This is a genomic window from Clostridium sp., from assembly GCF_026168755.1.
Lineage (GTDB): Bacteria > Bacillota > Clostridia > Clostridiales > Clostridiaceae > Clostridium.
Map to the genome: position 1 here is coordinate 1 of NZ_JAPFDR010000053.1, position 15,915 is coordinate 15,915.

18 protein-coding genes and 2 tRNA genes are annotated in these 15,915 nt (G+C 27.1%); 15 read left to right on the top strand and 5 right to left on the bottom strand.

Going from position 1 to position 15,915, the window contains the following annotated elements; all coding sequences use genetic code 11:
- Positions 1–59 precede the first annotated feature (59 nt).
- Together Q0Y03_RS13345 and Q0Y03_RS13350 are read left to right on the top strand one after the other, a co-directional pair.
- Positions 60–136 (top strand) — tRNA-Asp (locus tag Q0Y03_RS13345).
- An 8-nt stretch (positions 137–144) separates the two neighbouring features.
- Positions 145–220, top strand: a tRNA-Thr gene (locus Q0Y03_RS13350).
- A 95-nt stretch (positions 221–315) separates the two neighbouring features.
- Here the strand turns inward: Q0Y03_RS13350 and Q0Y03_RS13355 are convergent.
- A complete protein-coding gene (locus tag Q0Y03_RS13355) occupies positions 316–1,296 on the bottom strand; it encodes an ATP-binding protein (RefSeq protein ID WP_297714304.1) in 981 nt (326 codons plus the stop codon).
- Entirely contained in the window at positions 1,289–2,284 is a 996-nt protein-coding gene (locus Q0Y03_RS13360; RefSeq protein WP_297714305.1) for a DnaD domain protein, read from the bottom strand. Before Q0Y03_RS13360 ends, Q0Y03_RS13355 begins: the two co-directional genes overlap by 8 nt.
- A 241-nt stretch (positions 2,285–2,525) precedes the next feature.
- Between Q0Y03_RS13360 and Q0Y03_RS13365 the strand changes: the two genes are divergently transcribed.
- The gene (locus Q0Y03_RS13365; protein ID WP_297714306.1) at positions 2,526–3,692 is read left to right on the top strand and encodes a M23 family metallopeptidase; all 1,167 of its coding nucleotides are present in this window, start codon (positions 2,526–2,528) and stop codon (positions 3,690–3,692) included.
- A 26-nt stretch (positions 3,693–3,718) separates the two neighbouring features.
- Here the strand turns inward: Q0Y03_RS13365 and Q0Y03_RS13370 are convergent, their stop codons facing one another.
- The 3 genes from Q0Y03_RS13370 to Q0Y03_RS13380 form a co-directional block, all read right to left on the bottom strand.
- The gene (locus tag Q0Y03_RS13370; protein WP_297714307.1) at positions 3,719–4,918 is read right to left on the bottom strand and encodes a S8 family serine peptidase; all 1,200 of its coding nucleotides are present in this window, start codon (positions 4,916–4,918) and stop codon (positions 3,719–3,721) included.
- Between the two features lie 146 nt (positions 4,919–5,064).
- The gene (locus tag Q0Y03_RS13375) at positions 5,065–5,517 is read right to left on the bottom strand and encodes a dUTP diphosphatase (protein ID WP_297714308.1); all 453 of its coding nucleotides are present in this window, start codon (positions 5,515–5,517) and stop codon (positions 5,065–5,067) included.
- A 173-nt stretch (positions 5,518–5,690) separates the two neighbouring features.
- Positions 5,691–6,218: a hypothetical protein gene (locus Q0Y03_RS13380; RefSeq protein WP_297714310.1), complete on the bottom strand. Its 528-nt coding sequence runs from the start codon at positions 6,216–6,218 to the stop codon at positions 5,691–5,693.
- A 293-nt stretch (positions 6,219–6,511) separates the two neighbouring features.
- Here Q0Y03_RS13380 and Q0Y03_RS13385 point away from each other — a divergent pair, with 293 nt between their 5' ends.
- The 12 genes from Q0Y03_RS13385 to Q0Y03_RS13440 all read left to right on the top strand — a co-directional run.
- Entirely contained in the window at positions 6,512–7,771 is a 1,260-nt protein-coding gene (locus Q0Y03_RS13385) for a UDP-N-acetylglucosamine 1-carboxyvinyltransferase (protein ID WP_297714313.1), read from the top strand.
- A 17-nt stretch (positions 7,772–7,788) separates the two neighbouring features.
- On the top strand, positions 7,789–8,580 hold the full coding sequence (locus tag Q0Y03_RS13390) for an MBL fold metallo-hydrolase (protein ID WP_297714314.1): 792 nt from the start codon (positions 7,789–7,791) through the stop codon (positions 8,578–8,580).
- Between the two features lie 34 nt (positions 8,581–8,614).
- The gene (locus Q0Y03_RS13395; RefSeq protein ID WP_297714315.1) at positions 8,615–8,767 is read left to right on the top strand and encodes a CxxH/CxxC protein; all 153 of its coding nucleotides are present in this window, start codon (positions 8,615–8,617) and stop codon (positions 8,765–8,767) included.
- A 78-nt stretch (positions 8,768–8,845) separates the two neighbouring features.
- Positions 8,846–9,343 carry an SEC-C metal-binding domain-containing protein gene (locus tag Q0Y03_RS13400; protein WP_294139987.1) on the top strand — a complete coding sequence of 166 codons (498 nt, stop codon included), beginning with the start codon at positions 8,846–8,848 and terminating at the stop codon, positions 9,341–9,343.
- Between the two features lie 133 nt (positions 9,344–9,476).
- Entirely contained in the window at positions 9,477–9,950 is a 474-nt protein-coding gene (locus Q0Y03_RS13405; RefSeq protein ID WP_297714316.1) for an Hsp20 family protein, read from the top strand.
- A 64-nt stretch (positions 9,951–10,014) separates the two neighbouring features.
- Positions 10,015–10,494, top strand: a complete 480-nt coding sequence (gene rlmH / locus Q0Y03_RS13410; RefSeq protein WP_297714317.1) for a 23S rRNA (pseudouridine(1915)-N(3))-methyltransferase RlmH — start codon at positions 10,015–10,017, stop codon at positions 10,492–10,494.
- 149 nt (positions 10,495–10,643) lie between these two features.
- Positions 10,644–12,689, top strand: a complete 2,046-nt coding sequence (locus Q0Y03_RS13415; protein ID WP_297714318.1) for an N-6 DNA methylase — start codon at positions 10,644–10,646, stop codon at positions 12,687–12,689.
- Between the two features lie 56 nt (positions 12,690–12,745).
- Positions 12,746–13,870 (top strand): DUF262 domain-containing protein, encoded by a 1,125-nt coding sequence (locus Q0Y03_RS13420; RefSeq protein ID WP_297714319.1) that lies wholly within the window; start codon positions 12,746–12,748, stop codon positions 13,868–13,870.
- 7 nt (positions 13,871–13,877) lie between these two features.
- Complete coding sequence (locus Q0Y03_RS13425; RefSeq protein ID WP_297714320.1) at positions 13,878–14,465, top strand: hypothetical protein; 588 nt, start codon at positions 13,878–13,880, stop codon at positions 14,463–14,465.
- Between the two features lie 215 nt (positions 14,466–14,680).
- Entirely contained in the window at positions 14,681–15,019 is a 339-nt protein-coding gene (locus Q0Y03_RS13430) for a hypothetical protein (RefSeq protein WP_297714323.1), read from the top strand.
- A 20-nt stretch (positions 15,020–15,039) separates the two neighbouring features.
- A complete protein-coding gene (locus Q0Y03_RS13435; RefSeq protein WP_297714321.1) occupies positions 15,040–15,345 on the top strand; it encodes a hypothetical protein in 306 nt (101 codons plus the stop codon).
- 74 nt (positions 15,346–15,419) lie between these two features.
- A partial coding sequence (locus tag Q0Y03_RS13440; RefSeq protein ID WP_297714322.1) for a hypothetical protein occupies positions 15,420–15,915 on the top strand: 496 nt, incomplete at its 3' end.

Consider the following 15,915-nt stretch of genomic DNA (forward strand, 5'->3'; position numbering starts at 1 on the left):
GCATCTGCCTTACAAGCAGAGGGTCACAGGTTCGATCCCTGTTGTTTCCACCATCATATGGCTCAGTAGCTCAGTTGGTTAGAGTGCCGGCCTGTCACGCCGGAGGTCGAGGGTTCGAGCCCCTTCTGAGTCGCCACTTTATTTGCTTTCTTGGCTCAATTGGCAGAGCAGCTGACTTGTAATCAGCAGGTTGTGGGTTCGAGTCCCACAGAAAGCTCCAAAAACTCCACAAAAGTGGAGTTTTTTTATTTTATAAAAATATAATGGAATATAAAAAAAGTCGGTTTACACTGACTTTTTTTATAAGTAAATTAATTATCTTTGTCTTTTTAAATTAAGTTGTATTCTAATATCTTCAGCGAAAAATTTAAATAATTTAAAATCACCAATTATTCTTGAAGAGATTCTTTCACTATATCTTTTTGAGATAAGTGGTAATGTAAGATTAGTAGAAATAATCATTTTTTTATTTTTTAATATTTTTTTATTTATTAATGTAAATAATTCAGAGGATGAAAAGTCTGTTATTTGCTCTGAACCTAAATCATCTATTATTAATAAATCACAGTTAATAAGTAAATTTTCTAAATCAGTATCATTATTAAATTTTATATCTCTTAGTGCCCTTAAAAGATCGTCTGCTGTTTTATAAACAACTAAAAAGCCCCTATCTAATAATTCTTTTGAAATACACCAAGATAAAAATGTTTTCCCTGTTCCTGAGTTACCATAAAATAAAAGATTAGTATTACTGTTTTTAAATGTAGGAAGATACTCTCCAGTTATGTATTCTAAAATATCTTCAATATTTTTTCTTGGAGTATATCTTTCATCATTTAATTTATGATTTGGGTATAAGTTTATATTAAAGTTTTTAAAATTATTATTTTTAACAGCTTCCTCTAATTCGGAATCTTTATAATAAAGTTTAATTAATTTTGATTTAAAACAAGAGCATTTTTCAATTCCTATAAAACCTGTATCTTTACATTTTGGACAATTATAATGTAAATTCAAATATTCAGGACTATATCCATGAGATACTAGCATTTCATATTTCTTTGCCCTTAAATCGGTAATTTCATCCTTAATATTATCTAATTCTTTAGGATCATTAATTCCCTTTAAAGCAGCCATAGATAAGTTTAAACAAAGTTTTTGTATTGTAGTATCTATTTCTAATATTTCTGGGTATTTACTTTTTATTTCTTCACGTCTTTGAGTTAGTTTACGGCTTTCTTCTGTACGAGTTTTTTCGTACATATCCATAAGCTCTGCTTGATATCCTTTAATCATCTTTATCCCATCCTAACAATTTCTTTTCTAATGAGTCATAATCATATTCACGAGCTTCAAAGTTATTAAATTTAAGTGGATTAACTTCTTGTTGTTTAGAAGCAAAGTTTCGATTTGATTTATTATTCTTATAGCTAGCTTCCTTTTTCTCTATAGCATCAAGTGTTTTTAAATTACTTTTATTCCAACTAGATAAAATACCGTCTATATATTTAAAGTCAGATCTATTTAAACGTTGAAAACAGATATTACAGGCTTTTTCTATTACTTCTAGAGGAAATGCATAATCAATAATCCACTTTTCCAACATTTCTTCTTGAGGTTTCATTAAATCAGGATTTTTAATTCCTAAATATTTTAATACATGACGAATTTTAACCCATTTATCTTCAGTTTTCTTTATATAGTTTTGTGCATCATCAATAGTTGTAATATTCATATTGTGCCAAGCAATAGCTACTTTTTCTATATACCTATAATCGCTTTTACCTTTTGAAACACAATATTCAAGTAAAATTAGTATTAATTCAGAAGAAAAATTAAAATCTTCTTGCCAGCCTAAATAAGTTGTCATTTCTTTAGGGGATAGAGGCCTACCTAATAATCTTTCAATATCATTAAGCATATCCTTAGTAGAGGTTTTATTTAATGCTTCCAATAAATTTACTTCTTTATTTTTAGGATTTGAGTCTTCTACTAAGTTTACAAACTCTATATTATAGTTCCCCATTTTATCTATTGGAATAAGTTTTAATACACCTTCATCATTCCAATAATTTAAGGCGTTTAATATATCAGATTCAAGTAAGTTTAGAGAGGATGCCAAAATTGAAGAACTTGCGCCCATCTCTCCAGAATTGTTATATTTAAGCATTAGTAAATAAACTTTAATAAATTCTCCACGAGCTTTTGGCATATATTTTTCAATAAATACATTGCTTACTGGAGTAAAGTTTAATGAATTATTTTTTAGCATAAAAGTGCTCATATTATTTTTCGACCTTTCTTAAGTTAGATTCTAAATCTTTATTTAGTAAATCGAAGTTACCTAACGTAAACAACTTTAAGTATTAGAAAAGTTGTTTAATGCTATACATGTAAATTAATTATAGCAAAGGCTTTCTGAAGCCTCAACATAACAATTAAATAATAAATATGTATAATATCGATAAAATGGGGTAAATTAATTGATGTGTTTAAAAAAATAGAGCTAGGAGGAAAATAAAAGAATGGACGTGAATGGGCAGAATAACATAAGTGTAGGGTTGAAAATATTAAAAAAAGTTTCAGTATTTATGTTTATGACTTTAATTTTTATGGTACCTGACAATAACGTTTATGCAAATTTCAATACAAATATCTTAGAAGAAAATGAATTAATTTTAAAGGATAAAGCAAATAATGAAAATAGCGTAGAAAATTTAGTTTCAGATGAAAACATTGATAATAAATTAAATACAGTCGATGTATTTAATTATAATACCAATAATATTTTTACTATTAACTTAAAAGGTAATTCAATAAGGTTAGTAGATAATACTGTTGGACTTACATCTTTAATTGAAGATAAGTACTCAATGTTAGAGGAGATATGCAATTCTTATGTAAATGAATTAGGAATTGATGTTAATAATATTACAGCAATACAGGTTATGGGAACAATTAATTCAGATATAGAAAAAAGTAGAATATCAAGTTTAAATTTAAGTGGTGAAGTAGCAAAAGAGGTATATGATTCTTATGTAATAAATGAAAATTTATTAGGATTAGATTTTAAAATAGATTTAACAGAATCAGAAGTTATTGAACCAGAAACAGTAACAGAAGAGTGTAGTGATTTATATATTGGGGAAAATAAAACTGTTCAAGGGGTAAGTGGTATTAGCTTAATCAACAAAGAAATAATTTATGATGGATTAAATAAAAATGAGGAGAAAGTAGTGAGTAAGAAAGTTGTTAAACCAGCTGTTAATACTGTAGTAAAGGTGGGTACTAAGAATCCTTATGATGAAGGAGTAGCGTTTTTATCTAATCCAACTAATGGTGGATATTTAAGTTCTTATTTCGGAGAAGTTAGGGCAAAATCAGTTCATAAGGGTATAGATATAGCTAAAAATTTAGGTGAAAGTGTAAATGCATCCTTAGATGGTAAGGTAATTAGTGCGGGATATAATAATGGTGGATATGGTAACTTAATAGTAATAGAACATCCCAATAATATGAAAACTTATTATGCACATTTAAATGAGATATATGTTAATGTTGGTGATATTGTAAAAAAAGATGATATTATAGGTGCCGTTGGAAGTACTGGAAATAGTACAGGGCCACATTTACATTTTGAACTTAGAGTTGATAATAAACCAGTAGATCCGATTAAATATATAAAGCAATAAAAGAAACACCGCTGATGGTGTTTCTTTTATTGCTTTAAAATTTTATTTATATCTATTTTACCTTCACCTTGTTGATTTTTAGGAATATCTAATGGTATTGAAGCTACTTTTAATAATGATAAAATATCATCAAATGTAAAGTTAGGATGTTCCTCAAATAAAAGAGCACATAGACCAGATACATATGCAGCAGATACAGATGTACCAGTAAAACTTTTATATGATGTATCTAACTTGGGTGCATGCATTTTGGTATTGTTTTTATATGATATATAAGATGTATTAGAATTTAATGATACTACATCAACACATGCGGCACAGAAATCAGGTTTCTTATCTTTTTTTATTGCACCACAAGATGAATATAAGTAAGATTTTATTTCAGATGAAGTAGTATCTATACCTGAAATAGTAATGCAATTAGAGCTTAATGCAATTCCTGTAATAGACCCATCTATATTTTTGTTGCTACCACTAGGAAGTACACAAACTATAGAATTAAGTCGTGCTTTTTTTAATAAAATATCAAATTGTGTAAAAATAAATTTATTATAATAAAGAGTTTCAAAAGGTAAACATATAACTTTAATATTATATTTTTCACTAATGTTAATTAATTCTTCTAATGAAAATAAAACATCTGAAACATAACCTTTTCCTAATTTGTCAAATGCCTTGAAACAATGAATGTTAGCTTCTGGTGCAACACCAGTATATATTTTATTTGAAGCAGCTCCATTACCTGCAATTATTCCACATGTACACGTTCCATGTCCATTATCATCATAAGGATAAGGAAGTTCATTAACTAAATCAACAAATGTACTTATTCTATTAAGGGGATAAGTTAAATCTCCATGAGGATATACACCAGAATCAACTACACCAACACCAATGCCACGGCCGTATATAGAAAGTTTATTTGAAAGCCTAACTTTGTTAGCAGCAGGAATACTCATACCACATAATGAAAGGTATTGATCTAAACCAATATAGTTTACTTCTGGATATTCTAATAATAGTTCTATTGATTTAGATTTTACTTGAGCACATATTATATTACATGATTCAATTTTTCTTATAACTGTACCCCGATAGGAGTTTATTTTTTTTGAAATTGAATCTGGAAAATTTCTATATTTTATTAAAATTCTATATTCTTTAATACTACTAGATGCTAAAAGACTTTTAAGATTAGGATCTAGTTTTTTAGTTGAAGAAAACATAAAAAACTCCTAAAATTATTCACATTACTATAATATATGAATTAGGAGTTTTTTGTTAATATAATATAAATTAAAACTTCAACTTAAAAAAATATTAATAAAAAAAGCATTAGATGTTGTTATGAGTCATCTTAATGCTTTTTTTATTAATATATAAATGAGTTAAAAATTTCTTCTTCTGAATAACCTAAAGTAATACCTAAACTTAATGCATCTTCAAGGAGAGTGAAAAAGTGATCATTAGAAGGTGATATTATTAAGTCGTTTATATCAATAAATAAGTTTAAAAATTGATCGCTTAAGCAATAATCGTTAGGTCTAAGCACCACTTCATAACTATTAATATAATGCTTATCAATACCTAAATTAATTATATGTGCAATAAAATCTGTATATTTAATAAATATAGTTTCTTTGTTTAAACTTAAGCCGTCGTCTATCCAGTATTTATAACACTTAGTTTCTTCTGCTAATGAGCTTAATTTAACTTGTAATTCAAGATGCTTTCTCGCCCAAAGCTTATATTGTGAGAGATTTTGATTAATTAAAACCTCATGTCTTCTTTCTTTTTGTAATTCCACAATTGGTAAAATATTCATAAGTGTCCTCCCCGTCTACTAGGATTAATATAATATATTTTACAGAAATAATTAAATATTGAAAAGTGGGGTAAACGAATACAAAAAAATAAAGTTGAAAAATTATTATTAATAAACTTAAAAATAAAAAAAGAGCAACTAGCAAGATAGTGTCCCTTTAATATAAAAAATTATCAAATTGTTTTTAATGGATATGTTTGAATCAATGTTTCTCTTCTATTATTGGATATTTTCCAAAGTTCTAATCTATTAACTTTTAAAGTTGAAATACTAGGTTTATATTCAATTTCTGTATCAAGCTTTTTATTATCTCTATTAATGTAGTTAATATTAGCTAGAGAAAGATGAAGATCAGTATTATCACTTTTTACATTAAAGCCATGTAGTTTAAGATTATCATTAATTAATCTATCTAATTTTTTGATATATCCAATTTTTTCGATTTTTAAGTTGAGAGTTTTATTTGAGTCGCAAAGAGTTACAGTTGATGACAGCTCTACTTTAAAGTTTTTATATGGTTTTAAAATCTTATCAATAACAGTATTAAGTTTATCTATATTAGGATTCTCTATTACCTCTAAAGGAATATAAGGAATTGGAGAATTTCTATTTGCTCTATACTTTTTAGATAAACTTCTTTGAATTGGACTTAAATTTTTATAAGATACATCATCAAATAATGCTACCAAATAATATTTCATGTTATAACCTCACAAGTTAAATTTTGTATAATGTGTTTATATTAAATTATATCACACATAAGCTTGAATTGACAATTTGTATATTTAAGCAATATCTTATGGTAAAGTTAAAAAATAAGGGGTTTTGGAAGAAAAAAACGCTATTAACACATACATACTTTATGATATAATCAATAGTGTTGACCAAAAATTTGTAAGGCGAAAAGAAAATTTACCTTATGAAGCAAAAATTGGATAATTTTTATATTAATAGGATAGATTAATATATATAAAATTGGATAAGGGTGAATAGGATGGAAACATTAATTATTAATGGAGGCAAAGTATTGCAAGGTTCTGTAGAAATAAACGGAGCAAAGAATGCAGCTGTTGCTATTTTGCCAGCAGCGATTTTAGCTGCTGAGGGTAAATGTATTATTGATAATATACCTGATATAGAAGATGTACATTGCCTAGAAAGAATACTAACTAGTTTAGGTTGTAGAGTAAGTAAATTAAATAATAATACTTTAGAAATAGATGCTTCAGATATAACAACTGTAAATGCTTGTACTGAAGATGTAAGAAGAATGAGAGCATCATATTATTTCATTGGTGCTTTACTAACTAGATTTAAGAAAGCTAGAGTTGAATTACCTGGTGGATGTCCTATAGGGGTAAGACCTATAGATCAACATATAAAGGGATTTGAAGCTTTAGGAGCTAAAGTAACAATAGAGCATGGCGCTGTAAGCGTTGAAGCAGAAGAGTTACATGCAGCTAATATATTCTTTGATGTAGTTTCTGTAGGTGCAACAATCAATGTTATGATTGCAGCAACTATGGCTGAAGGAACAACTGTATTAGAAAATGTAGCAAAGGAGCCTCATGTAGTTGACGTTGCTAACTTCTTAAACACTATGGGAGCAGATGTAAAAGGTGCTGGTACAGATGTTATAAGAGTTAAAGGTGTTAAGAATTTAATTGGATGTAATTATAGTGTTATACCTGATCAAATAGAAGCAGGAACATTTATGATAGCTGCTGCAGCTACAAAAGGAGATATAACTGTAAAAAATGTAATTCCAAAGCACTTAGAGTCAATTTCAGCAAAGCTTATTGAAATGGGAGCAATAGTTGAAGAAGGCGACGATAGCGTAAGAGTAACTGTTGATAAGCCATTAAAAGGTGTAAGTGTAAAAACAGCACCGTATCCAGGATTCCCAACAGATGTACAACAACCTATGTCAACTTTACTAAGTATCACAGAAGGAAGAAGCTTAATAGCTGAAAGTATATGGGAAAATAGACATAAGCACACGGATGAATTGAAGAAGATGGGTGCAGAAATTAAAGTTGAGGGTAGAACAGCTATAATAGATGGTGTTAAATCATTAAATGGTGCAAAAGTAACAGCTACAGATTTAAGAGCTGGTGCAGCAATGGTTATAGCAGGATTAGTTGCTAATGGAGAAACTGAAATATCTGAAATCGAGCATATTGATAGAGGATATCCTCATATTGAAGATAAGTTTAGAGCATTAGGAGCAGATATAAGAAGAGTAGTAAAATAAACTTGGAGGAATATTAAATGAAATTTTGCTCATTATATAGTGGGAGTAGTGGAAATAGTATTTTTGTAGGATCTGAAAAGGCTAAGATATTAATAGATGCTGGATTACCTGGAAAGAAAATAGATGAAGCATTAAAACACATTGGGCAAAATCCAAGTGAGATAGATGGAATTTTTATAACACATGAACATATAGATCACATTAAAGGTGTAGGAGTTTTATCAAGAAAATACGATATTCCTATATATGCGCCCCATGATACTTGGGTTGCAATGGAAAGTACTATTGGAAAGATAAAAGATCATAATATAAAGGTAATGGATAGAAGAACTGTTGTGTCTATAAAAGATATTGATATAAAATCTTTTATTATTCCACATGATGCTGCAGCTCCAGTTGGATATACTATTAATTTAGATGGAAAAATGGCAAGTGTTGCAACTGATTTTGGAACATTTACTAAAGAAATTGAAGATAGTATAAAAGATTCTGAAGTTATTTTAATAGAGAGTAACTATAATCCACAAATGTTAGATATGGGTCCTTATCCATATAGTTTGAAGCAAAGAATTAAGGAAAGTTACGGACATTTATCTAATGAAGATTGTGGAGAGGCTATTGTTAAGATATTAAAAAATGACTTAAGAAAGAATATTATATTAGGTCATTTAAGTAATACTAATAATACTCCAGATCTTGCAGAGTTAACAGTAAAAGATATATTAACTGCTAATAATATTGAAGTAGGGTCAGATGTATTTTTAAGTATGGCTAATAGGCATAATCCTAGTGAAATTATAACTCTATAGAGAATTTAATTTTAAAGAATCGAGGATGATTGGTATGGAATTTATATATGCATGTGAAGAACATATAGACGAAGCAATGGATGAAGTTATAAATGAAAAAGAAACTTTTCCTGTAATAAATGAAGTTACGGAAAAAAAGTGTAGTTATTGCAATAATCAAGCTAAATATGAAGTAAAAATGATATAATAATATATATTGAAAAGTGTACATAATATTTAGTATAATTTTTATATAACCTTAAGATATGAAAGAGGAGAAATGGATATGAGTTTATATAAACAATGGACAGATATGGTCGTAGAATATGTTAAGACAAAGGGAGAAGCAGCTTTCTGGAATGAATACACTAAAATAGAAACTGCTATATATAGAGATTTATTAGCTAATAGTAAAGAATCTGTAAAAACTACTATTGCTGATCTTGCAAAGAAATATGAAACTTCTGAAGAATTTACAATGGGATTCGTTGATGGAATCAATGATAGCTTAAATAATTCTTATGATTTAGAAGCTTTAACAGCTACTGATGAATTAGTATTAGATATAAACTTAGAAAAATTATATTTCAATATGTTAGAAGCTAAGGCTGAATACTTATACATGTTACCACAATGGGATGCAATATTCTCACCAGAAAAGAGAAAAGAAATTCAAAAAGCATACAGAGAATCTTGTAGTGTAAGAAACGAAAACAAGGTTGGTAGAAATGATGCTTGTCCTTGTGGAAGCGGTAAAAAATACAAGAAGTGTTGTGGAAAATAATTTTAAATTAAAAGAGCTTTGATTTCAAGGCTCTTTTTTTGCTGATTAATTAAAAATATAATTAATAGAGTGTCAAATAGTAAAGTTTATAAATAAATTATAAGTAGTTATAAGTATTAGAGTGGAGGATTATATGTTTAATATATTTCCATATATATTTTCAACTACGTTAAATGCTGTATCTAGTAATTTTGAAGTTATAGATCAGATAGTTGATAGATTCGTAAATAGTGATTTTATGAATAATTTAATCAGTGAAATAGATAGCATGACTTCAATTAATATTAATTTTAAAGAGCATAAAAGAGCATATACATTAGAGTGTTATCTTCCTGGAGTTAAAAAGGAGAATATTGATTTGGAATATGATAATAATTATATAACTCTTAAGGTAAAGAGAAATATGGTATATACTAATAATAAAAATATAGCAATGGCAGTAATACAATCTGGTGACGATATAGAAGAGGACTATTATGTAGAAAATGCCGATGCACAAAATATAAAAGCTGTTTTTAAGAATGATATTTTAAGAGTATTGATTCCTAAAAATACTTATATAGCAGAAGATACTACTATAATTGACGTTGATAGTTATAAGGTTTGAAATAGAAGAATTAATATTAAAAGTTAAGTTTATAAAAAGTATTGATAACTTAGGAGGAAAAGTAATGAACATAACAGTTATATCTGTAGGCAAATTAAAAGAAAAGTATTTAAAACAAGCAATTGATGAGTATTCTAAAAGATTAACAAGGTATTGTAAAATTGATATTATAGAATTACCTGATGAAAAGACACCTGATAATGCATCAGAGAAGGAAGAGTTACAGATTAAAGATAAGGAAGGACAACTTATTTTATCTAAGATAAAGGATAATATGTTTGTTGTAGCAATGGATTTAAATGCTAAGCAAATGACCTCAGAGGAGTTCTCTAAATTTATTGAGACTCAAGGGGTTATGGGTAACTCTAACATAACTTTTGTTATAGGTGGTAGTTTAGGGTTATCTCAAGATGTAATTAAAAGGTCTAATTATAAGGTTTGCTTTTCTAAGATGACTTTTCCACATCAATTGTTTAGAGTAATGTTATTGGAGCAAGTTTATAGAGCTTTTAGAATAATGAAGAATGAACCGTACCATAAATAAGTGAGGTTTTTACTAAAATTGGATTTGTAGTATTTAAGGAAAATAAAAATTTATTTTTATTTTGGTTAATATTTAAATACTGTATAATGATATGGAATATATTTTTATTATATATAAACCATAAAAGTTAATAGAAAGAAGGTTATTGAATGAGTATTACTTTTAGCTATAGCATATTTTATAAAATATTGTTAAATCTAAGAGAAGATTTTCATAGTTATGGAAGAATAGATGATTCTAATGTAAAATTAGATGAGATAATTAAGTTAATTTGTATAAATTTTTCACTGGCTAAAAAGGGATGCAAGTTTAATCTAGCTTATGTAAAGAGTAAAGCATATGAGTTATTTGAGAATGAGGAGGATTTAGCAAAAGCATTAAGATACATATTTGAAGAAGAAGCTAAAATGTCTATGTTTTACAATAATGATAATACCAATATATTTGGTGCTAATATATCATTAAATATTCAACCAACAGAAAATGAGTTTGCTGAAAAACTTATTAGAGAAATTGAAAAGATAGATTTTATAAATCTTTTAAAAAATTCGAAATATGAAGATTTTGATTTGGTAAATGAGTGTTTTGGACATTTTGTTAGAGAAAATTTTAGGAATAATAAAGAGGATGCACAATATATGACTCCATATGAGATTGTAGCACCAGTGGTGGAAATTATTTTCAATGATATGGAAAAAGATGGGTATTTAACAAAAGAAAGAATAAGAAATTTTACTGTTATGGATCCATCATGTGGAGTTGGAACATTACTTATAGAGTGTTCAAATTATTTTACGAGATTTATTGAGAAACAATGTTTAGAACCATCAGATAGAGAAACAATAGTGTCTAAATTTAGAGAAAATGGGGTTATAGGACAAGATAAAGTTGATAGAATGGTTAGACTGTCAAAGATAAATATGCTTCTTTTAGGAGGCAATATGTCTAATATATTAAATGGAAATAGTATAGTTGGAAGTAGCAAGTTATCTGACTATAAGGGAAATGTAGATTTAATATTTACAAACCCTCCTTTTGGAGCTGAATATACGACTGATAAGTTAGAGATTGATGATTATCCTATATTAAAGGAGTTAAATTTATCAACAACTATAGTTTCATCAGAATTGCTTATGCTTGATAAATGTATAAATATGTTAAATGATTATGGATATTTAGCTATAGTTTTACCAGATAGTTTTTTTTCAGCAAAAGGATTAAATGAAATATATCGTAATTCAATATTAAAATATACAGATGTTAGATGCATAATAGAACTACCGGATGTAACATTTGCTCAAGCTGGTACTCGTACTAAAACATCTATATTATATTTAAGGAAAAAAAGTGATAATAATAGAGACAGTATATTTATGGCTAATTGTGATGAGATAGGATATATAGTTAAAGAAAGAATTGGAGTACCAGTTAAGATATCAAAAGGTATTAATAAGATGCCTATAATAGCGAAGAGTATTATAAATTCAGAAAATATATCTGAAGGTATTATTTCAGTTAATCCATCAGTTACTACAGTATCAAAAGATCAATTAATAGATAATGTATTAAAAGCAGGTTTTTATTCTGCCGATAGATTTGAGTATATTAATTCGATAAAAAACATTAAACTTGATGGATTTGAAATAAAAAAACTTTCAGAAGTGGTTGATTTTGTTACTAGTAAAAGAAAACTTTGTAAAGTTGATTCAAAAATTAAACATGTAAGTGTTTTACATGTAAATTCTGATTGTACAATAGATTTTAGAGAAGTAGAAAAATATAAACCATTATCAAAAGGGAGGATGTGCGAACCAGGAGATATAATATTTTCTAAAATAAATCCAAGAATACAAAGAATAGCAATAATTCCGAATAGTAAATATGAATTGAGTTGTTCTCAAGAATTTGAGATAATGAGACCTAAAAAAGATATGGATATATACACATTAAGTTTTTTATTAAGGACTAAAAGTGTTATGGTTCAGATTGAGAATCTAACTTCAGGAACATCATCATCTCATTGTAGAATTAGGAGAGAACAATTGGCGAATATTACAATACCAGTTCCTGTTACAAATGAAGCTATAGATAAATTTAAGAATATAAATAAAAATTTAAAAGAAACAGTTGAGATTAGATATAGAGCTGATAAAATAATGATTAAGGAAATGAAATATTTAGAAAGTATATTTTAGAAAATGAAGTATTTAAGTAAGTACTTAAATTTTGATAAAGAAAGGGGATGCGAAAAGTGTGTGATTTAAATAGAAAGGAAGAGTATACATTAGAGGATGATTCACAATTTGCAGAAAATGCTGAGATAGTAGATGAAGAGGGAAATAGTGAAAATTTTGATGAAAAAAGAAAGTTATTGAATCAAACTAAAATTGCAAAACAAACATGGTCAATATTAGAAATATATCAAAAAATAAAAAGTGGTAAACTGCAGTTAAGTCCAGAATATCAGAGAAGGGTTATTTGGGATAAGAAAAAGCAAACTGCTTTTATTGAATCTTTATTTATGGGAATAGTAGTTCCACCTATATATGTGGTAGAGATTCCAGGTGAAGACATACTTGATGGAACTACTTATGAAGTCGTTGATGGAAAACAAAGATTATCAACTATTGATAGTTTTGTAAAGAATGAACTTCTATTAGATTCAAAAGCTTTAGAATATTATAGTGATTGGTTTGGAAATAAAAAATTTAGTGATATTAAGGATTTATATGTAGAACTAACAAATGAAATGTTATCATCTGTTTTAGATATATATGTAATAACGGCTAATTCTCCTGAGTTTACAAAATATGATATATTTTCAAGACTTAATAAGGGAGCAGAGAAACTAAAAGTAAATGAAATACGTAAGGCAATATATAGATCATCAACATTAAAAATTATAGATGATTATGTAAATTCTAATGTTAAAACTGATAAGTATAAAGAAATTTTTTCTCCAAATGATATAAAAAGATATGAGGATTATGGAAGATTTTATAGAAGTATAGCATATTATTTGAATACAAATTTAGAAAGTAAAGTTGTTGAAGGATATAATTCACGTCCTAGAGAAATGATAAATGATGTTTTATATAATATTCAGAAAAAATCAATAAAAATAGAAAAGGATAAAGTAAATGATATAATCGAAAATACTATTAAGTTATTAGAATATTTTAAGCAAAATACTTATTCACAGTACATGGTCGACTCATGCATTCCATTTGCTATGAAAATACCAGAAAAATTTTGGAGTAAAATAAAAGATATAGCTGATAGTGAAGAAATAAAGAAAACATTAGAGAAATCTCCATCAACAACAAGCAAAGTAAATTTGAGAATAGAACTTATATCTAATATATTAGAAGAGTGAAAAAATTATGTACAATAAGAAAAATAGTTATATAGAAGCACTTATTATATATAATTATTTACGTGAATATATTGAGTTTGAAAATATAGTAAAAAAAGAGTTTATTTCAAATTTTACGGCGCTGAATGAGGAGTATAAAAATAGAGTATATTTTTATTTAGGTGGAGTTGGAAGTATGAATACATATATTGATTATGATACTTATTCTTTAGTTAAGGAGACTAATAGGTATGATAATTCTAAATTATTAAATCGCTTAACTATGAATCAAATTATAAAATTAGAGAGAAAAGAGAAAGTGATAGAGAGTTTCAATAAAAGCGTTAAATCAATTCAGAGACCAATGATGGAATTTTCATTCTATGATTGTTGTATTAAATTGATAAATACAAGAAATAAAATGGCTCATGAATTTTGCAATTTAGACATAAAAGATAAGGATAGTATAGAAATATTGTCAAAGGCAAAAATTGAACAAATGAAACCAGAATGGTTAAGTGATTTTGAATATAATGAATTAGAAAATAGTATGCAAGCTATCTTAAGTAATTATATATATATGAAAGAGATGAAAAAGATATTGATAAATTCTTAATATTTATTTTATTAAGAAAAATCATACTAAAATAAATGGACAAGATATATAAAGAATGGGTAAAATAAAAAAATATATTAATTTTATTACGAAATAAATCTAAAATATATATTATAGTTAAGAATAATATATTGAATGAAGATATTACTTACAAGAAACTTCTATGTGTAATTAGGTTACATATAGAAGTTTTTATATTTTAGGGAGGATTAATGATGAAGAATAGTTATAAGGAAAATCAATTACTAGAAGTAATTAATATACCCATAGAAGTAATTGAAAGCATAAAAGTAACAATAACTGCACTAGATGAAAACTATGGAGATAATAGAGATGTAGAATCTGACTTAGGTGGATATGTAGTTATAGCAGAAAATATCGTAGATATCGAAATACTGAAAAAAGACAAGTTACAAGGTTTAATACCAGAATATACTGATATAATTGAATGTAGTGAAGGTGTTAATTGGACTTCTTCACTATTTTTGATTTCAAGTGATTATGCAATAGTAGTAGTATGTACTGAAGAACTTTCTAAGTTCCTACTAGAATAAGATAAGGAGGTTGAATTAATGTGAGTAAGAAGAGCGAAGAAAAGATAATCAAGGAAACTAAATACTGTAAGATAAAAAGCCAAGGAAAAGTTGGAGAAGGAGGATACACATACTCAATAGAGAAAATTTACATCAAAGAACTAAAGAGAGATGAAGTAAGATTCTGTGTCTACAAGGCAACTAGAAGAGGTGATGAGACATACATTCCAAGAAGTCTTGATGTAACAGAGCTAGAACTAATAGAGTTAATAAAAGAGTCAATAAGAGAGAAAGTATTTTCGGAAGGATTCATTGAAATGTTAAAACAAGAAATAAATAAAATCTAAAAGTCTTAATTACTACAAGTATAGTGATTAAGACTTTTTACATTTAAATAAAAGTATAGAAAGAGGTAGTATAAATGTCTAACAAAGATAATGTATTCATTGCAGTTAATGAAGAAGTTTCTTCAATAATTCAGCAATATATAATAAGAGAAATTAAGAAGGTATTAGATAAATATAAGAGCATAACAACAGAAGAAATAAGTAGTGTAGAAAAATTAATAAACAGTATAAGCAATGAAGAGTTAAAAGAAGAATTCCTAAATGATTGGAGTATGTCAGTAAAGATAGCAAAAGAAGTTGGAGAAAATGAAGTTGATGACAGGATAATTTCTATGTACCAAAATCTAAAGGGTAATGGATTAGAAGAGTTATCAATAGGTCATGTTATAAATTGGTGTAATGAGTTAGATGAACAAGGTTATGTAATGATTGATGATTATAGCATAATTTATAAAAGTTCAGCTAATCTAAAAGATGTTGCAAGAAGGTTATTAGATGAACTACTTGATGATGCGATTTATGTTGATTCCTTAATAGATAAGGACTCACTAGTTGAATATTGGATAGAGC